The sequence below is a fragment of the Neorhizobium sp. CSC1952 genome (assembly GCF_030378245.1).
Lineage (GTDB): Bacteria > Pseudomonadota > Alphaproteobacteria > Rhizobiales > Rhizobiaceae > Neorhizobium > Neorhizobium oryzae_A.
This window is the reverse complement of sequence record NZ_CP128416.1, coordinates 1,846,968-1,872,778: the sequence shown is the minus strand read 5'-3', so window position 1 is coordinate 1,872,778 and position 25,811 is coordinate 1,846,968. Positions and strand designations below refer to the sequence as shown.

Sequence of the window (25,811 nt, the reverse complement as noted above, 5' to 3'; positions counted from 1 at the left end):
CGGGATGAGGAAGACGATACAGGCATTGAAGCGTCGTCGGCTCCGCTGCCAGGAGACGGGCTCCATTCCGTGTTACTGGTGGTCCTATGCCCTGATTACGGGCAACCTGATCCTGGTCGCCTTTCTGCTTCTCGATGCGCCGGTGGGTTCCTACATCACTCGCACCCCTCGATTGCTGGAATCCGTCGGCGAAACCATCACCGATCTCGGCAAATCCGGCTGGATCATTTTCGCAACCCTTCTCATCTTCTTCGAGGCCGTCGCGGCCTACCGGCTTTCCGACCGGATGAAAGGGCGTTTTCAGGCGCTCCTTGTCGCCCATCTCGCCGCCTATGTCTTCTTCTCCGTGGCACTCTCCGGCCTGCTCGCCAATCTGCTGAAACGGATGATCGGACGAGCCAGGCCGATGCTGTATGACGAATGGACCTCGTTCGGTCTTCACTCCTTTGCCGGCAGCCGTTTCGAAAGCTTTCCCTCCGGCCACGCCACGACGGCCGGAGCACTCATGATGGCCATGGCGCTGATCGCACCGTCCTATCGCCTGCTTTTCCTGATCATGGCCCTGTGGGTCGGCTTTTCCCGCGTCATTGTCGGAGCCCATTATCCGAGCGACGTTATCGCCGGCCTTGCCCTCGGGGCTGGCTTCTCTGTCGCCATGGCCATCGTTTTTTCCCGCCATGGACTGCTCTTCCGGCAGCGCCAGGATGGCTGGCCGGTCCTGCGCCGGCCGATACCGCTCGTCATGCGCCCCGACAGGGCGAACACGGTCTTCCCGCCGCGCGGAATACCGTTGAGACCGGAAATGGCGCGAAGGACCGAACAAGAAACCCGGCGCAGCAGGCTGCGCCGGGTTTTTGTTGGCGGATGGTATCCCCGGGTAGGGAATGGAACGCTTATTCCGTTGCGTGGATATCGCGGTCCTTGGTTTCCGGCAGGAAGATCACGCCGATCACCAGAGTGATCGCCGCAAAGACGATCGGATACCAGAGACCGTAGTAGATATTGCCGGCGGCCGCACTCATCGCGAAGGCCGTTGCCGGCAGCAGACCGCCGAACCAGCCGTTGCCGATGTGATAGGGCAGCGACATGCCGGTATACCGGATACGGGTCGGGAAGAGCTCCACCAGCAGAGCCGCGATCGGTCCGTAGACCATCGTGACATAGAGCACGAGAATGAACAGGACGGCGATCGTGCCGATCCAGTTCACCCGGGCCGGATCGGCCACCATCGTGAACGTGCCGCCCTTGGCGATCGTGTAGACCGGCATTTCGGTAACGCCGGTCGCCTCCTGGGCGGTCAACAGCTTCTGGGAGACGAGGTCGGCGGCCGAGACGGTTGCCTTGTCGCCGGCACGGACGGCCTCTGCATTGAGGTTGAGTTCCGGATTGGCCGCAATGAAGGCATCGAGCTTGGAATCCGGCACTTTCGCCGCTCCGCGGTTCAGCGGATAGCCCGCATTGTGAAGCGCGACATTGACGCTTTTCTCGAACGCCCTCTGCCTTGCAGCCGCATCTGCACCGGCTGCCACTGCATCATAGCTGGTAATGGTTCCTTCGCCGATCTTCACCGTTGCCGGCTGGCCGGCCGGGCCTACGACCACTTCATAGGGCACCGAGTTGCGCGTGAGGAACGAGGTGGCGATATCGCAGGAACTGGTGAATTTCGAGGTGCCGGTCGGATTGAACTGGAATTTGCAATCCGCCGGATCGGCCGTCACCGTTGCCTGGATCGTCGCCTGGGCTTCGGCAAGCGCCGGGTTCGCCATCGACGTCAATGCCTTGAACAGCGGCATGTAGGTCACCGCCGCGATCAGAAGCCCCGCCATGATGATCGGCTTGCGGCCGATCTTGTCGGACAGCGCACCGAAGATCACGAAGAAAGGCGTTGCAAGCGCCAGCGCGATCGCGACCATGATGTTGGCCGCTTGCAGATCGACCTTCAGCACGTTCTGCAGGAAGAACAGCGCGTAGAACTGGCCGCCGTACCAGACGACCGCCTGGCCCATCGTGGCGCCGAGGAGCGCGATCAGGGCGATCTTGGCATTCTTCCACTGGCCGAAGGCTTCGGTCAGCGGCGCCTTGGAGCCCTTGCCTTCCGCCTTCATCTTCTGGAAGGCCGGAGATTCGTTCATCTTCAACCGGATCCAGACGGAGATGCCGAGCAGGACGACCGAAACGAGGAACGGAATGCGCCAGCCCCATGCCGCGAATTCGGCGGAACCCATGATGGACTGGATGAAGACGATGACGATCAGCGACAGGAAGAGCCCGAGCGTCGCGGTCGTCTGGATCCAGGATGTGAAATAGCCGCGCCGGCCATGCGGCGCGTGCTCGGCGACGTAGGTGGCTGCACCGCCATATTCACCGCCGAGAGCGAGACCTTGAAGAAGGCGCAGGATGATGAGGATGATCGGCGCCGCGATGCCGATCGTGGCCGCGCCGGGCAGGATACCGACCAGGAAGGTCGAGAAGCCCATGATCAGGATGGTCATGAGGAAGGTGTATTTGCGGCCGACGAGGTCGCCCAGACGGCCGAAGACCAGTGCACCGAACGGACGGACCAGGAAGCCTGCCGCGAAAGCTAGCAGCGTGAAGATGTTGCGCGTCGCTTCCGGGTACTGGGTGAAAAAGGTCGCGCCGATATAGGTCGCCAGCGACCCGTAAAGATAGAAATCGTACCATTCGAACACGGTGCCGAGAGAAGAAGCGAAGATGACCTTCTTCTCCTCCCGCGTCATCGGGCCGGCCTTTGCTTCCGGCGCCGCTGCGACATTTGCCATTGTCGTCCTCCCTCAAGGTCAAAACTCGCGCGCGCCGGTCCGTGCCCGTTCCCTCCTGAACATGGATATGGCGACGCATTGTCGCAGATTGGCAGAATTCGGCACAAAGGAAGAGAGATGCTTTGGGATTATGACTTTCGTCTAATGCCACGCCTGGCGTGCGGGGGAATTCCGCAACGCGGCATGAGAGCACGCACTGCGCCATCGCGCGAGCCTTCGCTTGACTCGTTCCGAAAATCTTCTAAACAGCTTCTCCGAACGGGAAGACACCCATATGCGTGCCTGCGAACTCCACATCGCTGCTTCTGCACTGCCGGCCATCGAAGCCGCGCAGCGGGCATGTTTTTCCGCTTTCTCCAAAACCACGGCCAAAACGACGACGAAAACCGTCTGACGTCTCTGGCCCGCCGCTCTCTCCCCGGCAAGGCCGGGGACAAGGAACACCGCGACTTCAACCGCGCGGCTTCCCCCTCACCGGATCGAGGAGAGACAGAAAGAGAGCATAAAATGGGTTTCAAGATCGCAATCGCCGGTGCAACCGGCAATGTCGGCAGGGAAATGCTGACGATCCTTTCCGAACGCGGCTTTCCCGCGGACGAAGTCGTGGCGCTCGCCTCTGCCCGCAGCCAGGGCACGGAAGTCTCCTTCGGCGACCGGACGCTGAAGGTCTCCAATCTCGAGAATTACGATTTTTCCGACACCGATATCTGCCTGATGTCGGCCGGCGGCGACGTGTCGAAGAAGTGGTCGCCGAAGATCGGCGCACAGGGCTGCGTCGTCATCGATAATTCTTCCGCCTGGCGCTACGACGCCGAGGTACCGCTGATCGTGCCGGAAGTGAACCCGGATGCGATCGACGGCTTCTCCAAGAAGAACATCGTCGCCAATCCGAATTGCTCGACGGCCCAGCTCGTCGTGGCGCTGAAGCCGCTGCACGACGTCGCAAAGATCAAGCGCGTCGTGGTCTCGACCTACCAGTCCGTTTCCGGCGCCGGCAAGGAAGGCATGGACGAACTCTTTGCCCAGACCCGTGCCGTCTTCGTCGCCGATCCGATCGAGACGAAGAAGTTTACGAAGCGCATCGCCTTCAACGTCATCCCGCATATCGATGTCTTCATGGAGGACGGATATACCAAGGAAGAGTGGAAGGTCCTCGCCGAAACCAAGAAGATGCTCGATCCCAAGATCAAGGTGACCTGCACGGCCGTGCGCGTTCCCGTCTTCATCGGCCATTCGGAATCGGTCAATATCGAATTCGAGAACGAGATCACCGCCGACCAGGCCCGCGACATCCTGCGCGAGGCTCCGGGCTGCCTTGTCGTCGACAAGCATGAGAACGGCGGCTACGTGACCCCTTACGAATGCGCAGGCGAGGACGCCACCTATATCTCCCGCATCCGCGAAGACGCCACGGTCGAGAACGGCCTGAACATGTGGGTCGTTTCCGACAACCTGCGCAAGGGTGCGGCGCTCAACGCCGTTCAGATCGCTGAACTGCTCGTCAATCGCGGGTTGATCAAGCCGCGCAAGGCAGCCGCCTGATCGATAACGGATTTATTAAGCATGTTCGGATAGAAACCCCGTCGGATGTGGCGGGGTTTTCCTTGCGAATCGCCGCACATCACGAACTGTTCATAAACGGGTGAGTTGCGAATATCGGCAACCATCGCCATAAGGCCGAATGAAGCACATTTCCCGGACGCTTACGGCCGAGCGATCCGGCATTCACGACGGATTTGACCGCATGAAGAAGATTTTGCTGGCAGGATTGATTGCAACCGGTTCCATGATGGCCACGCCGGCCTTCGCCGCCCCCCAATGCGGCAACGATTCCTCCGGCTTCGCCCGCTGGGTTGAAGAATTCAAGCAGGTCGCTCCGTCGAACGGCATCAGCCCCTCCGTCGTCGAAAGGGCCTTTGCCAATGTTTCCTACAATCGCGAGACGATTCGCGCCGACCGCGGGCAGAGGAGCTTCAAGCTCTCCTTCGACGAGTTCATGAAGAAGCGCGGCGGCCAGGCCATCATTTCCCGCGGCAAGAAGATGAAAGCCGGCAATGCGTCGCTCTTCGCTTCGATCGAACGCCGCTATGGCGTGCCGGCCGGTCCCTTGCTCGCCATCTGGGGCATGGAAACCGGCTTCGGCGGCTTCATGGGCAACCAGCACACGCTGTCGGCCGTCGCCACGCTCGCCTACGACTGCCGCCGCTCCGCCTATTTCACCGAGCAGCTCTATGCTGCCCTCACGCTGGTCGCCCGCGGCGATCTGAGCCCTTCGGCCCGCGGCGCCGCCCATGGCGAGATCGGCCAGACCCAGTTCCTGCCCCTGAACGTCGTCCGCTACGGGGCCGATGGCGATGGCGATGGCCACATCGACATGGTCCGCTCGCGCGCCGACGCACTTGCCTCCACGGCCAACTTCCTGCGCGGCCACGGCTGGAGGGCGGGGGCCGGCTATCAGCCGGGAGAGCCGAACTTCGTCGCCATACAGGGCTGGAATGCCGCAAGCGTCTATCAGCGCGCAATCGCCTATATCGGCGCCGAGATCGACGGTCGCTAAGGGCTCAGCTGTCCGAAAATCTCAGGCCGAGGCCTGCTCGGCCTCGGCGGGTGGCTCGTCGAGATTCGGCCGGACGAAATCCCCCTTGCTGTTCATCACCCACAATTCCCCGGTCGAGATGTCGAACCAGGCGCCGTGAATGCTGAGTTCGCCTTTCTCTCCGCGATTGCGGACGAAAGGAAATGTCTGCAGGTTGGCAATGGAATTTCGGATCGAAACCCGTTCGAGCGCCGTCTGCCGCTCTGTCTGGGTCATCAAGTCGTTGCTCTGGATCTGTTCGGCGGCCGGCTTTACCAGCGCCATCCACCGGCCGATGAAATCGCCGGGCGAAAGCGGCTCCATGGAAGGATCCAGTGCCGCGCGGATACCGCCGCAACGGCCATGGCCCATGACCACGATATTGTCGATCTCCAGAACCTGGACCGCATATTCCAGCGCCGCCGAAGTGGCGTGGAACTGGCTGTCGGGCTCGTAAGGCGGCACCATGTTGGCGACGTTGCGCACCACGAAAAGCTCGCCGGGGCCGCAATCGAATATCGTTTCGGGTGCGGAACGGGAATCGCAGCAGGCGATGAGAAGGGTATGGGGTTTCTGCCCGGTCTCCGCCAGCACGCGGTAACGCTCGCGTTCGTCGCTGTAGCGCCCGTTCATGAAGTTGCGGTAGCCCGCCAGAAGTTTGGCCGGAAAGTCTGTCATGGAGCAAGCATTATCGCGCTGCCCTGCGAAGATCAACGCCATTGTGCGGCGCGAAGACTCCTGCCGGCCGGATCGAACCTAACGCCTGCCTTTCTGCAAGGGATGGATCAGCCGGCGCATCTGCACCATGGCCATGGGCGTGGAAAGGCTGGACGCGTCGGTTTCCAGCGTCAGCTCGTCCCCGCCCCGCTTTGCCGTACGGGCGAGAATCTCGAAGACGCTGGCAGTAGCGAGCTGCAGGGCCTTTTCCTCGTCCATGCCGGCGAGGATGCGGCCGAGAAAGAGCGCGCCCAGGAGGTCGCCGAGACCGTTCGGCGGATTGTCGATCAGCCGGTGCTCCGCAAGCAGCGCATGCTTGCCGGTCAGGTAGAGGTTACCGGTCCCGCCCGCCATCATCGGCACGGCCGACGTTACCAGGATGCGCGGCGGACCGAGCGCGACCGCCGCGTCCATGATCGCATTGTTGGTCTCGAGGGGCGCACCGGACAGCCAGGCGAGCTCGTAACGGTTCGGCGTCACGATCGTCGCGAGCGGGATCAGTTCGTCCCGGATCGCCTCCGCCGTGGCTTGAGGAATGTAGAGCCCGCCGAGATCACCCATCACCGGGTCGCAGACATAGAGGAGGTCCGGGTTCTTCTCCTTCAGCGCCCGGACGAGCCGCGCGACGGAACGCGGCTGGGCCGCATTGCCGAAATAGCCGGTCAGCACCGCCTTCACCTCGCCGAGCCATGGCGCGCGGATGAGATCGTCTATAGCCTTGTCGAAATCTGATTCGGGAAAGGTCAGCCGCGTGGAGGGGCCGTGACCGGGATGCCAGGGAAGAACGACGGTAGGCATTGCCCAGACGGGAAATCCGAGTGTTTCCAGCGCGAAAACGGCGGCGCGATTGCCGACCGAACCGCGGACGACATGGCTGGAGATGACGATGACGGCGCTGCTGGTATCCTGCATGGGTCTGGTTTCCGGCTTCGATGGCCCTGTTGATGGTTTCTTCGCCATGTCATGTCAACAAGGCTTCACGGAAGAATGAAACGTCTATCGGGGCTGACATGGATCGGCCACGTTGCAGCATGATGACATGAAATGAAGTCATTCGGTCTTTGAACGGAAAAGGAGAGAGGGGCATGGCCGCCAGGCAGAATCCGAAACGGGACAAGCAGATCGAAAGCGCGCGCAAGATCGCCGCCGAGGGCAAGGGACCGCATCTCGACCCGCTCATCCTGTTCAGCCGGGCAAGCAATGACGACCTCGAAAACTACACGCCCGAAATGCTGGCCCGCTCGGCCATGCATGCGGCAGAGCGGCTGAACGCCTGGACGCGGATCAGAGCGGATATCACGGTGCAGGCCGTGCCCGGCATCGAACCGAACGGTATGCCGGTCTCCGTATTGACCGTGGTTGACCGGAACATGCCCTTCCTCTTCGATTCGATCATGGGCGAAGTGGCCGCGACCCATCGGGATCTCACGATGGCGGTTCATCCGATCCTCCTTCTGGAGCCGGGCAGGGAGCCGGTGCTGCGTTCCAACGAGCAGCCGGGGAATCCGGCTCATCACGTGAGCCTGATCCAGATCCATATCGCGCCGCTGACCGAAGAACAGGCTGCATCGCTGGTCGAACGCATCCGCTTCATCCTCGATCAGGTGCATCTGGCGATCACCGATTGGGCGTCGATGCTGGACGTGCTGGACGGCGCCGCCAGACAGCTCAACAACTCGGCGAGCCGCCGGAAGGCCGATCGCGACGAGGCGCTCGCATTCCTCGATTGGCTGCGCGACGACAATTTCACCTTCCTCGGCATGCGTGAGTATGTTTATTCCGGCAAGGGTCCGGAAGCCAGGCTCGAACGGGGCAAGGGCCGGGGTCTCGGCATCCTCTCCGATCCGGACGTGCTCGTGCTGCGCCAGGGCAAGGACGCGGTGATGACCACGCCGGAGATCCTGGAATTCCTGGACGGGCCGGATTTCCTGATCGTCACCAAGGCCAATGTCAAATCCGTCGTCCACCGCCGCGCCTACATGGATTATGTCGGCGTCAAGCGCTTCGACGAGAAGGGCGAGGTCGTCGGCGAGCTGCGCATCGTCGGCCTTTTCACCGCGACGGCCTATACCCATTCCGTCCGGGAGATTCCGCTGTTGCGGGCCAAGGTTGCCCGGATCGAGGAGCACTTCGGCTTCGACCCCGACAGCCATTCCGGCCGGATGCTGGAAAACACCCTGGAATCCTATCCGCGTGACGACCTTTTCCAGATCGACGTCGAACTCCTTGCCCGCTTCTGCGAGCAGATCATGGAGCTCAGCGAACGTCCGCGTGTCCGCGTCCTGCCGCGCATCGATCATTTCGACCGTTTCGTATCCGTCATCGTCTACGTGCCGCGCGAGGATTACAATTCCGACGTCCGCGAGAAGGTCGGCAACTATCTATGCAAGGTGTATGAGGGTCACGTCTCGGCCTATTACCCCGCCTTCCCGGAAGGCGGCATCGCGCGCGTTCACATGATCATCGGCCGGCGCGGCGGCAAGACGCCGCGTATCCCGCAGGCGAAGCTCGAGGAGACGATCCGCCTGATCGCGACGCCCTGGGAAGAGCGTTTCGCGGCACTCGCGAAGGAAGGCCCTCGCCTCTCCGTGACCCAGGCCTTCCAGGAAACCTTTCCGCCTGAGGAGACTTTCGCCGACCTGGCCGATATCGCCGCGTGCGCGGCCGGCGAGACGATCCGCATCGCCTTTTACCGGCGCCCGATCGACGCCGCGAACATCGTGTCTCTGAAGATCTTCCACAAGGATCGCCATCTCTCGCTGTCCCGCCGTGTGCCGCTTCTCGAAAATCTGGGTTTCCACGTCGTCAGCGAGCAGACGTTCGAAATCCATGTGGGTGCGGAAAACAGGCTCGTCGTGCTGCACGACATGGAGCTGCAGCTCGACGACGGGCGCGAGATCGATCTTTCCCGTGAGGGACCGCTGCTCGAAGAGGCCTTCCTCTCCGCCTTCCACGGACTGATCGACAATGACGGCTTCAACCGCCTCGTCCTGCTGGCCGGCCTTTCCGCCCGCGAGGTCACGGTTCTGCGCGCCTATGCCCGCTATCTCCGGCAGGCCGGCATCGTCTATTCGCAGACCTATATCGCCGATACGCTCAACAAATATCCTTCCATCTCCGCTGCCATCTTCCGGCTCTTCCGCGACGGGTTCGATCCCAAGATCGCCGAAAAGACCCGCACCAGGAAGCTCACGGATTGCCACGCCGGGATAGAGGAAGCGCTTGGCCAGGTGCCGAACCTCGACGAGGACCGGACGCTCCGCCGCTTCGTCAACGCGGTCGACGCGACGCTCCGGACCAATTATTTCCAGCGCGAAACGGATGGCTCGCCGAAAAGGATGCTGGCCTTCAAGCTCGACCCCAAAGAGCTCGACGGCTTGCCGGAACCTCGTCCCTTCCGCGAGATCTTCGTCTACGGCACGGAAGTCGAAGGCGTCCACCTGCGCTTCGGCAAGGTGGCACGCGGCGGCATCCGCTGGTCCGACCGCGGCGAGGATTATCGAACCGAGATCCTCGGCCTCGTGAAGGCCCAGCAGGTCAAGAACGCCGTCATCGTGCCGGTCGGCGCCAAAGGCGGTTTCTTCCCGAAAATGCTGCCGGCTGGCGGTTCGCGCGACGAGATCTTCAACGCCGGCAGGCAAGCCTACATAACCTTCATCCGCACGCTGCTCTCCATCACCGACAATATCGTCGGCGCCGAGGTCGTCGGACCGGAAAAGACCGTCCGCATCGACGGCGACGACCCGTATTTCGTCGTTGCAGCGGACAAGGGCACGGCGACCTTCTCCGACACGGCCAACGGCCTTGCGCAGGAAGCCGGCTTCTGGCTGGACGACGCCTTTGCATCGGGAGGCTCCGCCGGTTACGACCACAAGAAGATGGGCATCACCGCCCGGGGCGCCTGGGAAGCGGTGAAGCGGCATTTCCGCGAGAAGGACATCGACATCCAGACGACGCCGTTTTCGGTGGCCGGGGTCGGCGACATGTCCGGCGACGTCTTCGGCAACGGCATGCTGCTCTCGCGCAAGATCAGGCTGATTGCGGCCTTCGATCATCGCGACATCTTCATCGATCCCGATCCGGATATCGAAAAGTCCTTTGCCGAGCGCGAGCGGCTCTTCGCGCTGCCGCGTTCGAGTTGGCAGGACTACGACCGGAAAACTCTGTCCGCCGGTGCGATGATCATTTCCCGCACCGAAAAGTCGGTGAAGCTGACCAGGGAAGCGGCAGCGGCGATCGGCATCGACAAGGCGGTCGCGACACCTTTCGAGATCATGACCGCGATCCTGAAAAGCCCGGTCGATCTGCTCTGGTTCGGCGGCATCGGCACCTATATCAAGGCCGCTTCCGAGACCGATGCGGAAGTAGGCGACCGTGCCAACGATCCGATCCGCGTGACCGCCGGCGAAGTGCGCGCCAGTGTAATCGGCGAAGGCGCCAATCTGGGCGTCACCCAGAAGGGCCGCATCGCCTATTCGCTCAATGGCGGGCGCTGCAATTCGGATGCCATCGACAATTCCGCCGGCGTCAACTCCTCGGACGTCGAGGTCAATATCAAGATCGCGCTCAATCCGGCCATGCAGGACGGCCGCCTCACCCGCGACAAGCGCAACCGGCTTCTCGCCTTGATGACGGACGAGGTGGCCGGTCTCGTCCTGCGCAACAACTACCTGCAGCCGCTGGCGATTTCCCTGACGGAAAGGAAAGGCGCCGCCAATCGTGAGGAGCTGTCACGGCTCATGTCCGTGCTGGAGGCCCAGGGTCACCTGAACCGCAAGGTGGAGACCCTGCCCGACGATGCGGAACTTGCCGAACGTTATATTTCCGGCCGGCCGCTGACGCGGCCCGAAATCGGCGTATTGCTCTCCTATGCGAAAATCGTGCTCTTCGACGCCCTGATCGAAAGCGCCATTCCGGACGATCCCTATTTCTCCGCCGTGCTGAACGCCTATTTCCCGACCAGGATGCAGAAGGCCTATGGGGCCGATATTCAAAACCACCGCCTGCATCGCGAGATCATCGCCACGGCGCTCGCCAATGAGGCCATCAACCGCGGCGGGCCGGGTTTCGTGCAGCAGATGAGCGACATGACCGGCGCGACCGCCGCCAATGTCGTGAAAGCCGCTTTCCTCGCCCGCGACGGTTTCGACCTGCCGAAGCTCTGGGCCGAGATCGATGCGCTCGACGGCCGGATTTCCGGCCAGATCCAGAACGATCTCTATGCCCGGACGACGGCTATCTTCGCGGAGGCCACGCGGCTCATCCTTCAGACGCAGGTCGGCACCGGCGACATGGATGGCGCCATGAGCCGGCTCAGAGCCGCGATCAAGGGGCTTCGCTCCTCGATCAGCGGCGCCGGTGCCGTGGAAATGGCCGCCCGCGCCGCCGAGCTCGAAGTACAGGGCGTTCCGGCTTCGCTTGCCCGGGAGATCACGCTGCTTTCGACCCTCGTCCTCGTGCCGGAGATCATGCTGATCGCCGATCGCACCGGAGAAACCATGGCGCGTGCCGCCGAAAGCTATTTCGCTGTGACCGAAACCTTCCGCGTCAACCGGCTGATCGGCGCCGGCGAGCGGATCGGCACGTCGGACCATTACGAGAGTCTCGCGCTCTCCCGGAGCCTGCAGCAGATCGCTTCGGCCCGCCGCGATATCGTCATCGCCGCGCTGACGAGCCATCCGAAAGAGAAGAAACCGGTGGAAGCCTGGCATGGCAGCGATCGCATCCGGGTAAACCGCATCGGCACGGAACTGGTGACCCTGAGCGAAAGCGGCGATCTGACCCTTCCGAAGATCACAGTTGCCGCCGGCCTTCTCGGCGACCTTGCGCATGGGCGTTCGATATAGGACAACCGCAAGACAGGCTGATCCGGGGGAAGAATGGCCGTTTCTCATGAGCACGATGCGCCGGCGAAAACCACCCGGCGCGGCATCTGGGGCTGGATGCTCTTCGATTGGGCGGCCCAGCCGTTCTTCACGGTCGTGACCACTTTCGTCTTCGGCCCCTATTTCGTCTCGCGTCTGACCCAGGACCCGGTTTCGGCGCAGGCCGCATGGAGCAACATGGCGACGGTCTCGTCGCTCGTCATCGCCGTGCTTTCGCCGGTCCTCGGTTCGATCGCCGACCAGTCCGGCCCGCGCAAACCCTGGATCGCCTTCTTCGCCGTCATCAAGATCGTCTGCGTTTCGGCCCTCTGGTTCGCCGCACCCGGCTCTCCGATCATCTGGCCGATGATTTTCATGATCTTCGCTTCGATCGCCGCCGAATTCTCGACGGTCTTCAACGATTCCATGATGCCGCGGATCGTCTCGAAGGACGAGGTCGGCCGGATTTCCAACATCGCCTGGGGTCTCGGTTATCTCGGAGGCATGATCGTGCTGATCGCGGTCGTGGCGCTGCTGGCCGCCAGTCCGGACACGGGCGTGACGCTGATCGGCATTCCGCCGCTCTTCGGCCTTGATCCGCATCTCGGCGAGGATGCCCGCATCACAGGCCCCATCTCGGCCCTCTGGTATTTCCTCTTCATCCTGCCGATGTTCTTCTTCACGCCGGACGCCGGCAAGGGCCTGCCGCTCGGCGAAGCGGTACGCTCGGGGCTCAGGGAACTCGGCGGCACCCTGCGGGAGCTGAAACGACGCACCGGCCTCACGAAATTCCTGATCGCCCGCATGCTCTATCAGGATGGCGTCAACGGCCTCCTGATCCTCGGCGGCGCCTTCGCCGCCGGCATGTTCGGCTGGGCGACGATCGAGATCGGCATCTACGGCATCATATTGAATGTCGTGGCGATCTTCGGCTGCATCGCGGCCGGCTGGCTGGATCGCCGGCTGGGATCGAAGATCGTCGTGATCATCAGCCTCGTGCTGCTGCTTGTCGCGACGCTCGGCATCGTCTCCACCGGCCCCGGCTTCGTCTTCTTCGGCCTCGTGCCCCTGTCGGCGGAAGACGGCGGCGGCCTGTTCGGAACGGCCGCCGAAAAAGCCTATATCCTGTTCGGGCTATTGATCGGCATCGCCTTCGGCCCCGTCCAGGCCTCGTCGCGTTCCTACCTCGCCCGCAGCGTCGACCTGTCGGAAACCGGCCGCTATTTCGGCATCTACGCGCTGTCCGGCCGGGCGACGAGTTTCCTCGCCACCCTGTTCTTCTCGATGATGACCTATGCCAGCGGCTCCGCGCGGCTCGGCATGGCAACGCTGATCATCTTCCTCGCAGCGGGACTGCTGCTTCTGTTGGCGACACCCTATCCGGCGTATAAATCGGACAACAATCCCGCCCGGTAAGTCAGTGCCGGAAGTGGCGCATGCCGGTGAACACCATCGCGACGCCGTGCTCGTCGGCAGCGGCGATCACCTCGTCGTCGCGCATCGAACCGCCCGGCTGGATGACGGCCGTGGCACCCGCCGCAATCGCCGAAAGCAGGCCGTCCGCAAAGGGGAAGAAGGCTTCGGAAGCGACCGCTGAGCCCTTGGTCATCGGTTCGGCCCAACCCATGGCCCTGGCCGCCTCCTCCGCCTTGATGCCGGCGATGCGGGCGGAATCGACGCGGCTCATCTGACCGGCGCCGATGCCGGCCGTCTGGCCGTCCTTGGCATAGACGATGGCGTTCGACTTCACGTGCTTCGCCACCTTATAGGCGAACTTCATATCTTCGAGTTCGGTCGGCGTCGGCGCCCGCTTGGTGACGACGCGAAGGTCGATATCCTCGATCATGCCGTTGTCGCGGGTCTGGACAAGCAGGCCGCCGGAAACCGTCTTGGCCGTGATGCCGCGCGAGCGCGGGTCCGGCAGGCCGCCGGTGACGAGCAGACGCAGGTTCGGCTTCCTGGCGATGATCGCCTTCGCCTCTTCCGAAACTTCAGGCGCGATGATGACTTCCGTGAACAGCTTGACGATTTCCTCGGCCGTCTCTCCGTCGAGCAGCTGGTTCAGCGCGATGATGCCGCCGAAGGCAGACGTCGAATCGCAGGCGAGCGCGCGCAGATAAGCGTCCTTCAGCGTCGGGCCGGTCGCGACACCGCAGGGATTGGCATGCTTGATGATCGCGCAGGCCGGCGCCTTTTCCGGCGAGAATTCGGCGATCAGCTCGAAGGCGCCGTCAGTATCGTTGATGTTGTTGTAGGAGAGCTGCTTGCCCTGCAGCAGCGTGGCGGTCGCGACACCCGGCCGGTTCTCGCCGGTCACGTAGAAGCCGGCGCTCTGGTGCGGGTTCTCGCCGTAACGCATCTCTTCCTTGAGGACGCCGCCGATGGTGCGGTAGCGCGGCATCTCGATGTCGAGCGCCTCGGCGAACCAGTTGGAGATCGCCGTGTCATAGGCCGCGGTGCGGGCATAGGCCTTGGCCGCGAGCTTCTGGCGGAAGGCATAGACGGTCTGGCCGTCGTTCGTGCGCAAAGCCTCGATCAGCGCCGGATAATCGGAGGGATCGGTGACGATCGTCACATAGGCATGGTTCTTGGCGGACGCGCGGATCATCGCCGGGCCGCCGATATCGATGTTTTCCACCGTTGTCGGATAATCGCCGCCCGCGGCGCGCACTTCCTCGAAGGGGTAGAGGTTGATGACGGCGAGATCGATGCCCTCGATGCCGTGTTCCTTCATGGAGTCGGTGTGTTCCGCATCGTCGCGAATGGCGAGAAGCCCACCATGCACGGTCGGATGCAACGTCTTGACGCGCCCGTCCATGATCTCCGGGAACCCCGTGACCTCCGAAACGTCGGTCACGGCCAGGCCGGCGGCTGCGATCGCCTTGTGCGTGCCACCGGTCGAAATAAGCTTCACGCCCTGCTCGGCGAGCGCCTTGGCAAGCTCGACGATGCCCGTCTTGTCGGAGACCGAAAGCAGCGCCGTGCGGATCCTGATGCGGTCGGGAGCGGGGATTTTCTTGGAAACGACGGCCATCGGTCTCTCCTCAAAACGCGCCACGCAACCGGGCGCCATCAAAAGATGGCCGCCGGTTAGCACAGCTTCGCTCCGGATGAAATGGCTATTCGCCCCGCCTCAGCATCCAGCGGATCTCCAGGGTTTCGGGCGGAGAAAACTCGATCACGAGCTGCTGGCTCGGCCGCACCCCGGAAACATCCGCAAAGAAAATGTCTTCGTCGATCAGGAGATCGAGACCGGGGGCGGCAAAAATCCAGCTCTCGCCGTCGGCGGCGCGCATTGTGACGCTTTCCTCGTCCCGGCGCGAAAGCATGATCGCGGGATGGATGTGGAAACGCGCCACGGCCGCAACGGGCTCGCCGTTGGCCTCCTCGCCTTCCGGCAGGAACAGCCGGTCGTGCCCCTTGATCTTGTCGCCACTGCGGTTGAGGCCGATTTCGCGCTCGTGAAAATAGCCGAGTTCAGTAAGATAGCCGTCATGGCTGGCGCGCAGCCAGTCGTTGCCATGCACATCGTCCCACCGCTCGACCTGTACGTCCGAAACGCCGCCAAGCATCAACGGGCCGGTAAAGCGGGAACGGGCGAAGCGGCTGGACGAGGTCTCGTTCAGCGTCACGGTGGAATGGGCGGCCGTCGAGCGGGCGATCTGCCGGTAATTCTTTCCCGCATATTTCGGCGCGCCGCAATTGACGATGAAGCGATGCCGGCCGGACGACATTTCGAAGGAAAGGCAACCGGCATGAGCACCCCGCGAAAGCGCCGGGGAAAGCGGACGCCCCGTATCGACGATCAGCGTGGTCCCCTCCGCCGAAAGCCTGTGGTAATTCATATGCGGCAGGGCCTTGAACGGCTTGCCCGCCGTTTCGTCGTATCGCAGCACCGACAGCAGCTCGCTCGCCGGCGTGGCGCTTGCACCGTTGAAGAGCGCGAGATCGCCATCCTGGTGCCGGAAGAACCGCAGCGCCGGATACATGCGGTCGATCGTCGGGATGAGCTTCGGCGGCAGGTCGTGGCCGAGATTGATATAGGTCTGGCGGAGCGGCAGAAGGTCGATCAGAAGGTCGAGGACGGTCCGCGGATTGCGCGATACGTGCCCGCCGTCCGCCATGATCTGCCGCTCCAGCTCGCGGTCGAGCCGCATGCCCTCCCGGCGGATATAGGCGGCACGCGTCGGCATGGAGATGGAGGCCATGGCAAGCGCGATCCTGAGTTTCAGCCGCGTCTCGCCTTCCGGCGTGCAGCCGGCTATCTTTCTCAGATATCGGACCTGATAGGCGAGGCTTCGCATGAAACGCCGGTAGAATCCGGCTTCCGCTCCCTGCAGCACGACGGTCGAGTGGGAGAGCCAGGCAACCACCCGCTCCGCAGCGACATTCGGCTCCCACGCCATCCCTTTCGGGCGCCGGCCGTGCAATGCGATCCAGTCCGCCACGATCTGCCTGGCGTGGGCGCAGGCCGCTTCCGTCTTGTTGGTGCGAATGTGCCGCAACCAGGCGAAGGAATGGAGCCGCTCCGCAAAGGCGCGGGACGGGAGCTCGACCGAAAAGGGCGATTCGCCATAGGTCTCGAGAATGCGCCCGGCCAACGGGAAGCGGCCTTCCAGGATTTCCTCGGCGACGAAGGGATCGAGCGCCCTCAGATCCGTCGGCGCGACGATCAGCCTTTCCGGCACCTGCAGGGCGGACGACGTCACGGCGAGGCGGAGTCCGGCGGACCGCCGGCAAAGGCGGCGCCAGATTTCCCGAATGCCGAAGGAGAAAAGTCTCCGGCGATCCGCGAGCCGCATCGTCAATCTGAAATACTCCGCAGGAATCGGTCTCCGCCCGGTCGGCGGGAATCACTTTAGATTATTCGAAAGAATGTGCCCGTATGGTGAATAAAGCCTTACTGACGCCGGAGCACGCTCGCGAAGAAGCCGTCCATGCCGCCTGCGAATTTTTCGTCTCCGGGCAGCATCGCCGGCGTGGTGCGGAATTCGCCGAGCGGCGAAACCGCCTCCTCCAGCCCCGGCCAGTGATTGCGCTCGACGGGCAGGCGCCTCAGTTCGGGATGATCGTCGAGGACACGCGCCACCAGTTCCTCCCCTTCCGACGGATCGAGAGAGCAGTTCGAGAAGACGATAATGCCGCCCGGCTTCACCAGCGTGACGGCGTGGCGCAGCATCCTTTCCTGCAGCGCCGCGAGCTTGGCTATGTCCTCCGGTCCCTTGGTCCAGAGCACGTCCGGATGCCTGCGCGTCGTGCCCGTCGAGGAGCAGGGTGCGTCGAGCAGCACGCCGTCCAGCAGTTCATCGGGCCGGAAATCGAAAAGGTCGCCGCCGATCAGCTCGGCCTCCAGCCCCAGCCGCGCCAGGTTCTCCTTGAGCCGGGCAAGCCGGTTGGCGGATTGTTCCACCGCCACGACATGTGCGCCCGCCTGGATAAGCTGCGCCGTCTTGCCGCCGGGCGCGGCGCAGAGATCGGCCACTTTCTTGCCCTTGAGATCGCCGAACAGCTTGGCGGGAATGGCGGCGGCCGCGTCCTGCACCCACCAGGCTCCTTCCGCAAAACCTTCGAGTGCCGAAACCGCACCTTCGAAAACCGGCATGCGCACGCTGCCGGTCGGCAGGACCTTGCCGCCGAGCCTGCCCGCCCAGGCCTCCGGCTCGGACTTCACCGTCAGGTCGATGGCCGGCGGCACGAGCTGCGCTTCTGCGATACGCTCTACCTCCTTCTCGCTGTAGCTGGCGATCAGCCGCTCCCGGAACCATGCCGGCACCGGAGAAACAGCGGCAACCTTCGCAAGAACCCCGTCCTTCTCCCGTACCAGCCGGCGCAGCACGGCGTTGACCAGCTTGGCAAAACGGCGGTTGCGCGGGTCGCGATTGGCCTGCTCGACCGCAAGATCGACAGCCGCATGCGAGGGAATGTCGAGATACAGGATCTGCGTTGCCGCAACGACCAGCACGTGATGCAGGGCCCGCGCCCCTTCCGGCAGAGGCGTATCGATCAGCGAGGCGATCGCCGCCTCGATCCGCGGCAGATGGCGAAGCGCCGTCGTGAGGATCGCCCGCGTCAGCGCCCGATCGGCTTCGCCAAGCGCCTTGTAGGCCGGATTGCCGTGCGTGAGGTCGAGCATGCCGTCGAGCGATATCCTGCGATCGACGACGGCCGCCAGCAATTTGGCTGCCGTGGCCCGAACCTCAAGCCCGGGCTTCCCAAGACCGTCGCCCTGAACGGGCGAGGCCGGCTTTCTGCGATATTCCGATGGTTTGGAAGGCTTCTTGTTCTTCTTGTCGTTCAAGACCAGGGACCTTTGCGCGATTCGTCCGAACCGCGGCCCCAGCCGATATTCGGAACGGAGCGCGCGGTGCGCTGCGGTCTATCAGTGCTGAACCCCGCCGTCGAGGCGCCGCCGCGGAACTCGCCGGCCATCTGCTGCAGGGCGGCAATGCGGTTCTCGGTGTTGGGATGGGTCGAGAACAGATTGTCCATGCGCTCGCCGGACAGCGGATTGATGATGAACATATGGGCGGTTGCGGGATTGCGCTCCGCTTCGTAGTTGGGGATCGCATGTGCGGCACCCGCGATCTTGGCGAGCGCCGAGGCGAGCCAGAGCGGATTGCCGCAGATTTCGGCGCCGCGCCGGTCGGCGGAATATTCGCGCGTGCGGCTGATCGCCATCTGCACCAGCATGGCCGCCAGCGGCGCGACGATCATCGCCACCAGCACGCCGACGAAGCCGAGCGGATTATTGTTGTTCTCCCGGTTGCCGCCGAAGAAGAAGGCGAAATTGCCGAGCATGGAGATCGCACCGGCAAGCGTTGCAGTGATCGTCATGGTCAGCGTGTCACGGTTCTGGATATGAGCGAGTTCGTGCGCCATGACACCCGCGACTTCCTCATGCGTCAGCCGCTGGAGAAGGCCGGTCGAAGCCGCGACGGCGGCATTCTGCGGATTGCGGCCGGTCGCAAACGCGTTCGGCTGCGGATTATCGTAGATATAGACCTTCGGCATCGGCAGGCCGGCATTGGCCGCCAGATCCCGGATCATGGTATAGAATTCCGGCGCGGTGCGCTGATCGACTTCCTGCGCATGATAGGCCGAAAGCACCATCTTGTCGGAATTCCAATAGGAAAACAGGTTCATGCCCGCGGCGATGACCAGGGCGATCATCATGCCGCTTGTGCCGCCGATCAGGAAGCCGACCCCCATGAACAGGGCCGTCATGAAGGCCAGAAGCATGGCGGTGCGCATCACATTCATCGTCATCTCTCCCGTTGCCAGGTCGCCCGAGGGTTTTCCCGCGCCGGCGAACGCCCTATGATGTGGTCAATTCAACCGCAATTTTCAATAAACCATCCGGTGATGGAAAAAATGCAGAACGCAGACAACGACAATAGCGAAACAGTACCCGAAGAAGGCGGTACGAAGAAGCCGCTTTCGCCTGCCGCCCAGCGAGCGCTGAAGGAAGCCGAAGAGCGCCGTCAGGCAGCGGCAAAAGTCGCGATGCCGGAGGAATTCGGCGGCCGCGGCGGCGCCGACCCCGCTCGCTTCGGCGATTGGGAGATCAACGGCCGCGCGATCGATTTCTGAGGTAAATATTCCTATTGACTTCATCCGGTGATCGGAATTTATTCCTTTCCATGATGAAGACGGGCCTGATTCTCGCTGGATTTGCCGCGGTGTTCGCCACCGCAGCCCCGGCGCGCGACGAAATCTCCGGGCCTGTCGCCGCTGAAATCCTGCGCATCATCGATGGCGATACGCTGCTCGTCGAAGCGCAGCCCTGGCCGCAGCAGAAGATGGAAGTTTATGTCCGCATCCGCGGCATCGACGCGCCGGAGCTGAAGTCGAAATGCCTGCGCATTCGCGAAGCCGGGCTTGATGCGCAGCATGCCCTCGAAGCGCTCACGGCAAAGTCACGCGGAATTCAGCTGACCCGCATCGCCGGGGACAAATATTTCGGCCGCATCGTTGCGGACGTGAAGCTGCTCGACGGCCGGAGCGTTGCAGATGATCTGCTTCTCGCCGGTCTCGTGCAGACCTATGACGGCGGCCACAAGCCAAGAGAGATTTGCCCCGCCGACTGAGAGGCCGCCCGGTTTCGCGGACGGCCTCTCGCAACATCAGCCCGCCTTGTTCTGGCGGTTGGCGATCAGGTCGTCCACGACGGCCGGATCGGCAAGGGTCGAGGTATCGCCGAGCGCGCCGAAATCGTCCTCGGCGATCTTGCGCAGGATGCGGCGCATGATCTTGCCGGACCGGGTCTTCGGCAGGCCGGGCGCGAACTGGATCTTGTCCGGCGCCGCGATCGGGCCGATCTCGTTGCGGACATGCTTGACGAGCTCCTGGCGTAGCGCATCACTGCCTTCATGGCCGGCCATCAGGGTGACGTAGCAATAGATGCCCTGCCCCTTGATATTGTGCGGATAGCCTACGACGGCCGCTTCCGACACGAGATTGTGCGAGACGAGCGCCGATTCCACTTCCGCCGTGCCGAGGCGGTGGCCGGAGACGTTCAGCACGTCGTCGACCCGGCCGGTGATCCAGTAATAGCCGTCCTCGTCGCGGCGGCAGCCGTCGCCCGTGAAATATTTCCCTTTGTAGGTCGAGAAATAGGTTTGCACAAAGCGTTCATGGTCGCCATAGACGGTGCGCATCTGGCCCGGCCAGCTGTCGGAGATGCAGAGATTGCCGTCGGCGGCACCCTCCAGCACATTGCCCTCGTTGTCGACGAGCTCCGGCTTCACGCCGAAGAAGGGCTTGGTGGCCGAACCCGGCTTTAGGTCTGTGGCCCCCGGCAGCGGCGTGATCATGTGGCCGCCGGTCTCCGTCTGCCACCACGTATCGACGACCGGGCAGCGGCCGTCGCCGACCACATTGTAATACCATTCCCAGGCCTCCGGATTGATCGGCTCGCCGACCGTGCCGAGCAGGCGCAGGCTTTCCCGGGAAGAGCGCTTCACGAATTCGTCCCCGGCGCCCATCAGGGACCGGATGGCCGTCGGCGCCGTGTAGAAGATGTTGACCTTGTGCTTGTCGACGATCTCCCAGAAACGCCCCTGGTCCGGGAAATTCGGCACGCCCTCAAACATCAGCGAGGTGGCGCAGTTCGCCAGCGGCCCGTAGACGATATAGGAATGGCCGGTGACCCAGCCCACGTCCGCGGTGCACCAGTAGATATCGCCGTCATGGTAGTCGAAGACATATTCATGGGTCATCGCGGCGAAGACGAGATAGCCGCCGGTCGTGTGCAGCACGCCCTTCGGCTTGCCGGTCGAACCGGACGTGTAAAGGATGAAGAGCGGGTCCTCCGCCTTCATCTTCACGGGCTCGCAATGCGGCTTCACGCTGGCCGTCTCCTGGTGGTACCAGAGGTCGCGGCCCGGCGCCCAGCCGGTCTTGCCGCCCGTGCGGCGCACGACCAGGACCTTGTTGACGATCACGTGCTGGCGCGCGGCGATATGGATCGCCGTATCGGTATTGTCCTTGAGCGGCACCGGCTTGCCGCCGCGCACGCCTTCGTCGCAGGTGATCACGAAAGTGGACTGGCAGTCGATGATGCGGCCGGCCAGCGCCTCCGGCGAGAAACCGCCGAAGACGACCGAATGGACCGCGCCGATGCGGGCGCAGGCGAGCATCGCATAGGCCGCTTCCGGGATCATCGGCATGTAGATCGTGACGCGGTCGCCCTTCTTGACGCCGTGCTTCTTCAGGACGTTCGCCAGCCGGCAGACCTGATCGTAGAGCTGGTTATAGGTGATCTTCTTGTCGATATAGGGATTGTCGCCTTCCCAGATCAGCGCCGTACGTTCGCCATGGGTCTTCAGGTGGCGGTCGATACAGTTGTAGGAGACGTTGGTCAGCCCGTCCTCGAACCACTTGATCGAGACCTTGCCCTTGAACGACGTGTTCTTCACCTTGGTATAGGGCTTGAACCAGTCGATGCGCTTGCCGTGCTTTCCCCAGAACTTGTCCGGATCCTCGACGCTCTCCTCGTACCACTTTTCGTATTTGTCCTTGTCGATGAGGGCCCGCGTTTTCGCGGATTTGAGGACCGGATAGACTTTTTCGGACATGAACTCCTCCCTGATTGCCACTGAGGACGACGCATCGGACCGTCAGCGGATATGTGCCGCATTCATAACAGGTGAGGCAAGAGCGGCAATTAGACAAACGGTCCATTTGGTTTGAAGACATCCGGTTTGAAGATTTGCAATTCTGTCCCATTTCGATTATAGGGCGGTGAATTCCCGGAAATTGTGGTTGATACCCACGGCCCGCGACACCGGCGCGGACGGACAGAGGAACTATACCCATGGCCCAAACATTGCTCATGCCGAAGGCGACGGCTGTCTGGCTCGTCGACAACACCGCTCTTTCCTTCGATCAGATCGCCCAGTTCTGCAAGCTTCACCCGCTCGAAGTGAAGGCGATCGCAGACGGCGAAGCGGCACAGGGCATCAAGGGCCTCGACCCGATCGCCACCGGCCAGCTTTCCCGCGACGAGATCGCCCGCGGCGAGGCCGACGTGAATTACAAGCTCAAGCTTTCCGAACCGAAGGTCCGCGTACCGGAATCGAAGCGCCGCGGCCCGCGCTACACGCCGGTCTCGAAGCGTCAGGATCGCCCGAACGCCATCCTCTGGCTGGTCCGCAATCATCCGGAACTCAAGGACGCACAGATTTCCCGCCTCGTCGGCACGACCAAGTCGACCATCGAGCAAATCCGCGAACGCACCCACTGGAACTCGGCCAACCTGACGCCGATGGACCCGGTTACCCTCGGCCTCTGCAGCCAGATCGATCTCGACCTCGAAGTGGAAAAGGCCTCCAAAGGCCGTCCGCTGCCCACGGCGGCCGAAGCCGGCGCATCGCTGCAGCCCGCGTCCGAGACCGAGAACCTCGATTTCGGCTATCGCGGCGAGCGCGAGGAAGAAAAGGAAATCGACGCGGATGCGGTCTTTGCGAAGCTCAGCTCGCTCAAGTCCAACCGCCGCGACGAAGAAGAAGACGAGGACGGCCGTTTCTGAACGAGCCGCCATCCGATCATCGGAAAGCCCCGGGGAACCTCTCCGGGGCTTTTTTCATGCGCTCTGCTTCAGGCCATTTCCCTCGCGTGCATAGCCGTTTGCCTTGAGGATGGCGGTGATTTCATCGAGGATTGCCGGATCGTCGATCGTCGCCGGCATTTTCCAGGGCATGTCGTCCGCGATTTTCTGCATTGTGCCGCGCAGGATCTTTCCCGACCGGGTCTTCGGCAGGCGGTTGACGATCATCACCGTCTTGAAGGCCGCCACGGGGCCGATCTCGTTGCGCACCAGTTCGGCGACTTCCTTCGCGATGATCGAGGTTTCCCGTGAAACGTGGTTCTTCAGCACCATGAAGCCACAGGGGATCTGCCCCTTGGTGGCGTCGTGCACCCCGATCACGGCACATTCCGCGACGTCGGGATGCTTGGCGCAGACCTCTTCCATCGCCCCGGTCGAAAGCCGATGGCCGGCGCAGTTGATGATGTCGTCGGTGCGCGCCATGACGAAGATGTACCCCTCCTCGTCCATCATTCCGGCATCGGCCGTCTTGTAATAGCCGGGGAAGTCTTCGAGGCAGGCCTCGCGGAATCTCTGGTCCGCGTTCCAGAAGGTGACGAGGCAGCCGGGCGGCAGAGGCAGCTTGACGACGATATTGCCGAGCGTGCCGCGCGGCACCGGATGGCCGGCATCGTCCAGCACGTCGAGCGTGTAACCCGGCATCGGCCGCGTCGCGGAACCGTGCTTCACCGGCATCAGGCCGAGCCCCACCGTATTGGCGGCGATCGGCCAGCCGGTCTCCGTCTGCCACCAATGATCGATGACCGGGATCTTGAGCTTTTGCTCGGCCCATTTCAGCGTTTCCGGATCGGCGCGCTCGCCGGCGAGAAACAGGGCCCGCATGCCGAGCAGGTCGTAGTTTGCGACGAGTTCCCCCTCCGGATCGTCGCGGCGGATCGCGCGGAAGGCCGTTGGCGCCGTGAACAGCACCTTCACGTCATGATCGCTGACGACGCGCCAGAAGGTCCCCGCATCCGGCGTGCCGACCGGCTTGCCTTCGAAGATGACGCTCGTATTGCCCGCAAGCAGCGGCGCGTAGACGATATAGGAATGGCCGACCACCCAGCCGATGTCCGAGGCGGTCCAGAACACCTCGCCGGGCTTCATCCCGAAGATGTTCTCCATGCTCCAGTGGAGCGCCACCATATGCCCGCCATTGTCGCGCACGACGCCCTTCGGCTGGCCGGTCGTTCCGGATGTGTAGAGGATGTAGAGCGGATCGGTCGCCTTCACCGGCACGCATTCCACCTCAGTGCCTCGAGCCTTCCCGACCGTCTCGGCAAAATCCAGCTCGCCGCGATCGGGCCGCAGCGCCGCCTGGAGCTGCTCGCGCTGCAGGATCAGGCAGTGTCGGGGCTTCACGCGGGCAAGCTCGATCGCCTGATCGAGCAGCGGCTTGTAGGCGACGATCCGTCCGGGCTCGAGGCCGCAGCTGGCGCTGATCACCAGTTTCGCTTCCGAATCGTTCAGCCGTGCCGCGAGCTCCTGCGCCGAGAAGCCCCCGAAGACGGCGGAGTGGACGGCGCCGAGCCGCGCACAGGCCAGCATGGAAAAGATCGCTTCCGGCACCATTGGCATGTAGATGACGACCCGGTCGCCCTTCTCGATGCCGAGATTGCGAAGGGCTGCGGCGATCGCCTTTACCTCGGAAAGCACGTCTTCGTAGGTGAAGCTCTTCTTGGCACCGGTCATGGCGCTGTCGTAGATGAAGGCACGTTGCCCGCCGCGGCCCGCAGCCACATGCCGGTCCAGGCAATTATGGCAGGTATTGGTCTCCCCGCCGGTAAACCAGCGGCCGTAGACGCCCTGCTCTCCGTCGAAGATCTTCTCCGGCGCCTTGAACCAGTCGATAGCGGCGGCGGCATTCCTCCAGAATCCCTCCGGATCCTTCTGCCAGCCCTCATAGGCTTCGAAATAGCGGCTTTGCATCTGCACCTCCCGTTACATCGCGCTGCCTGGATCGAATCAATCTAGGGTGCGCGGGAGGTGCGGGAAAGCCCGACGAAAGCTCTAGTTTTCTTGTCTTCGCTACCGGGCGCCGAAAATCGCCGAGCCGACGCGAACACTGGTCGCACCGAACTCGATCGCCGTTTCGAAATCGCCGGACATGCCCATGGAAAGCTTTTCGACGCCGCATTCCCGGGCAAGCTTCGCGAGCAGTGCGAAATGCGGACCGGGGTTTTCCTCCGCCGGCGGAATGCACATCAGCCCTTCGATCGGAAGGCCCAGTTCCCTCCGGCAGAGATCCACGAAGGCTTTGGTCTGCTTCGGCTCGATCCCCGCCTTCTGCGGTTCCAAACCGGTATTCACCTGCACATAAAGCTTCGGGGCCTTGCCCTGCTTCTTCATCTCGTCGGCGAGCGCCCGGGCGATCTTGTCACGGTCGACCGTCTCAATCACGTCGAACAGCGCCACGGCATCCGCCGCCTTGTTGGATTGCAGCGGACCGATCAGATGCAGTTCGATATCCGGCGTTTCCGTTTTCAGCTCGGGCCATTTCGCCTGGCTCTCCTGCACGCGGTTTTCACCGAAAACCCGCTGGCCGGCGGCAATCACAGGCCGGATGTGCTCGGCATCGAACGTCTTGGAAACGGCGACCAGGGTCACCGCCCCTTTTGGCCGCCTGGCCTGGCGCTCCGCCTTCTCGATCCGTGCCTTCACATCCTGCAGCCGTTCTTCGACGCTCATGACCGACCTTCCATGTTTCTTGCGAAGTCAGCGCATAGCTCTCATATAAGCCTCTGCCAAGGGTGTTTGCCCGAAACTTGGCCCTTCCCGGCCCTGTAAAA

General features: G+C 62.9%; 19 protein-coding genes. 9 read left to right on the top strand and 10 right to left on the bottom strand.

Annotated elements, in window-relative coordinates:
- Positions 1–4: 4 nt before the first annotated feature.
- Positions 5–961, top strand: coding sequence for a phosphatase PAP2 family protein (locus QTA58_RS09370; protein WP_289672558.1), 957 nt, complete (start codon positions 5–7; stop codon positions 959–961).
- Here QTA58_RS09370 and QTA58_RS09365 read toward each other — a convergent pair.
- Complete coding sequence (locus QTA58_RS09365; protein WP_085421577.1) at positions 894–2,780, bottom strand: MFS transporter; 1,887 nt, start codon at positions 2,778–2,780, stop codon at positions 894–896. The two genes, QTA58_RS09370 and QTA58_RS09365, sit on opposite strands and share 68 nt — an antisense overlap.
- Positions 2,781–3,000: 220 nt before the next feature.
- On the opposite strand from QTA58_RS09365, the gene QTA58_RS09360 reads away from it, so the two are divergent.
- The 3 genes from QTA58_RS09360 to QTA58_RS09350 all read left to right on the top strand — a co-directional run bounded on the left by QTA58_RS09360 (position 3,001) and on the right by QTA58_RS09350 (position 5,337).
- Complete coding sequence (locus QTA58_RS09360; protein ID WP_289672557.1) at positions 3,001–3,174, top strand: hypothetical protein; 174 nt, start codon at positions 3,001–3,003, stop codon at positions 3,172–3,174.
- Between the two features lie 113 nt (positions 3,175–3,287).
- On the top strand, positions 3,288–4,322 hold the full coding sequence (locus QTA58_RS09355) for an aspartate-semialdehyde dehydrogenase (protein ID WP_289672556.1): 1,035 nt from the start codon (positions 3,288–3,290) through the stop codon (positions 4,320–4,322).
- 202 nt (positions 4,323–4,524) lie between these two features.
- Positions 4,525–5,337: a lytic transglycosylase domain-containing protein gene (locus QTA58_RS09350; protein ID WP_289672555.1), complete on the top strand. Its 813-nt coding sequence runs from the start codon at positions 4,525–4,527 to the stop codon at positions 5,335–5,337.
- 21 nt (positions 5,338–5,358) lie between these two features.
- Here QTA58_RS09350 and QTA58_RS09345 read toward each other — a convergent pair whose 3' ends face one another.
- Both QTA58_RS09345 and pdxY read right to left on the bottom strand, forming a co-directional pair.
- Positions 5,359–6,033, bottom strand: coding sequence for a carbonic anhydrase (locus tag QTA58_RS09345; RefSeq protein ID WP_289672554.1), 675 nt, complete (start codon positions 6,031–6,033; stop codon positions 5,359–5,361).
- A gap of 78 nt (positions 6,034–6,111) precedes the next feature.
- A complete protein-coding gene (gene pdxY / locus QTA58_RS09340) occupies positions 6,112–6,984 on the bottom strand; it encodes a pyridoxal kinase PdxY (protein ID WP_289672553.1) in 873 nt (290 codons plus the stop codon).
- A gap of 173 nt (positions 6,985–7,157) precedes the next feature.
- On the opposite strand from pdxY, the gene QTA58_RS09335 reads away from it, so the two are divergent.
- Entirely contained in the window at positions 7,158–11,918 is a 4,761-nt protein-coding gene (locus QTA58_RS09335; RefSeq protein WP_289672552.1) for an NAD-glutamate dehydrogenase, read from the top strand.
- Between the two features lie 33 nt (positions 11,919–11,951).
- Positions 11,952–13,352 (top strand): MFS transporter, encoded by a 1,401-nt coding sequence (locus QTA58_RS09330; RefSeq protein ID WP_289672551.1) that lies wholly within the window; start codon positions 11,952–11,954, stop codon positions 13,350–13,352.
- 1 nt (position 13,353) lies between these two features.
- Here QTA58_RS09330 and purH read toward each other — a convergent pair whose 3' ends face one another.
- The 4 genes from purH to htpX form a co-directional block, all read right to left on the bottom strand.
- Positions 13,354–14,970, bottom strand: coding sequence for a bifunctional phosphoribosylaminoimidazolecarboxamide formyltransferase/IMP cyclohydrolase (gene purH, locus QTA58_RS09325; protein ID WP_289672550.1), 1,617 nt, complete (start codon positions 14,968–14,970; stop codon positions 13,354–13,356).
- Positions 14,971–15,055: 85 nt separating this feature from the next.
- The gene (locus tag QTA58_RS09320; RefSeq protein WP_289673078.1) at positions 15,056–16,738 is read right to left on the bottom strand and encodes a heparinase II/III family protein; all 1,683 of its coding nucleotides are present in this window, start codon (positions 16,736–16,738) and stop codon (positions 15,056–15,058) included.
- Positions 16,739–16,836: 98 nt separating this feature from the next.
- Positions 16,837–18,234: a transcription antitermination factor NusB gene (locus tag QTA58_RS09315; protein WP_289672549.1), complete on the bottom strand. Its 1,398-nt coding sequence runs from the start codon at positions 18,232–18,234 to the stop codon at positions 16,837–16,839.
- Positions 18,231–19,196, bottom strand: coding sequence for a zinc metalloprotease HtpX (htpX, locus tag QTA58_RS09310; protein ID WP_289672548.1), 966 nt, complete (start codon positions 19,194–19,196; stop codon positions 18,231–18,233). The genes QTA58_RS09315 and htpX overlap by 4 nt, the downstream gene beginning before the upstream one ends.
- A 111-nt stretch (positions 19,197–19,307) precedes the next feature.
- Between htpX and QTA58_RS09305 the strand changes: the two genes are divergently transcribed.
- Positions 19,308–19,526, top strand: coding sequence for a DUF1674 domain-containing protein (locus QTA58_RS09305; RefSeq protein ID WP_289672547.1), 219 nt, complete (start codon positions 19,308–19,310; stop codon positions 19,524–19,526).
- A 50-nt stretch (positions 19,527–19,576) separates the two neighbouring features.
- Positions 19,577–20,023: a thermonuclease family protein gene (locus tag QTA58_RS09300; RefSeq protein WP_289672546.1), complete on the top strand. Its 447-nt coding sequence runs from the start codon at positions 19,577–19,579 to the stop codon at positions 20,021–20,023.
- 36 nt (positions 20,024–20,059) lie between these two features.
- Here the strand turns inward: QTA58_RS09300 and acs are convergent, their stop codons facing one another.
- On the bottom strand, positions 20,060–22,012 hold the full coding sequence (gene acs, locus QTA58_RS09295) for an acetate--CoA ligase (RefSeq protein WP_289672545.1): 1,953 nt from the start codon (positions 22,010–22,012) through the stop codon (positions 20,060–20,062).
- Positions 22,013–22,251: 239 nt separating this feature from the next.
- Between acs and QTA58_RS09290 the strand changes: the two genes are divergently transcribed.
- Positions 22,252–22,965, top strand: coding sequence for a DUF1013 domain-containing protein (locus QTA58_RS09290; RefSeq protein ID WP_085421589.1), 714 nt, complete (start codon positions 22,252–22,254; stop codon positions 22,963–22,965).
- 54 nt (positions 22,966–23,019) lie between these two features.
- Here QTA58_RS09290 and QTA58_RS09285 read toward each other — a convergent pair whose 3' ends face one another.
- Positions 23,020–24,951 carry a propionyl-CoA synthetase gene (locus QTA58_RS09285; protein ID WP_289672544.1) on the bottom strand — a complete coding sequence of 644 codons (1,932 nt, stop codon included), beginning with the start codon at positions 24,949–24,951 and terminating at the stop codon, positions 23,020–23,022.
- A gap of 99 nt (positions 24,952–25,050) precedes the next feature.
- Positions 25,051–25,710 carry a YggS family pyridoxal phosphate-dependent enzyme gene (locus QTA58_RS09280; protein ID WP_289672543.1) on the bottom strand — a complete coding sequence of 220 codons (660 nt, stop codon included), beginning with the start codon at positions 25,708–25,710 and terminating at the stop codon, positions 25,051–25,053.
- Positions 25,711–25,811 lie beyond the last annotated feature (101 nt).